Genomic DNA, 532 nt, shown 5'->3' with positions numbered 1-532 from the left:
TTCCTCCAGAACCACTTTTTCTATCATCACCGCGTCTTCCGCCGCCACCGCTGCGTTTGTCGTCGCGTCTTCCGCCACCGCCACGTCTATCATTGCGTCTTCCGCCACCGCCTCGGTTTTCCGAAACTTCAACGTTTACAAAACGACCTTCATGTTTAAAGTCTGTAAAGAAAGCTAAAACTTTATCTTTAGTTTCATTTTCAGTATTAAAGAAAGAGAAACTCTCTTTAACTTCCACTTTAAATACATCATCTCTACCAAGTTGTAATTGGTCTTTTAAGAAATCTTTCAANAATAAAGTATCTAGTAGAGTTAGAGTTTCCTCCAAAATCACGACCACCTTCGCGTCCGCCCTCTCTATCTCTAGAACCTTCTGCAACATTTAAGTTTTTAGATTTTTGGTAATAGTTATAGAAACGTGTAAATTCTACAGAGAAAAATTTCTTAATTAATTCCTCTTTGCTAGTTTCTTCAAACATTTCATTAATACTAGTAAGGTATTTATCAATTTCATGATTAACCTCAGTATTAT

At 36.7% G+C, this 532-nt stretch carries 1 protein-coding gene; it reads right to left on the bottom strand.

The window, feature by feature from the left end; genetic code table 11:
- A partial coding sequence (locus tag M4I23_RS19880; protein ID WP_306800000.1) for a DbpA RNA binding domain-containing protein occupies positions 1 to 292 on the bottom strand: 292 nt, incomplete at its 3' end.
- Positions 293 to 532 lie beyond the last annotated feature (240 nt).

Origin of the sequence: Algibacter sp. L4_22 (assembly GCF_023473045.1) — a bacterium.
Lineage (GTDB): Bacteria > Bacteroidota > Bacteroidia > Flavobacteriales > Flavobacteriaceae > Algibacter.
This window is presented reverse-complemented; position numbering and strand designations above follow the sequence as displayed.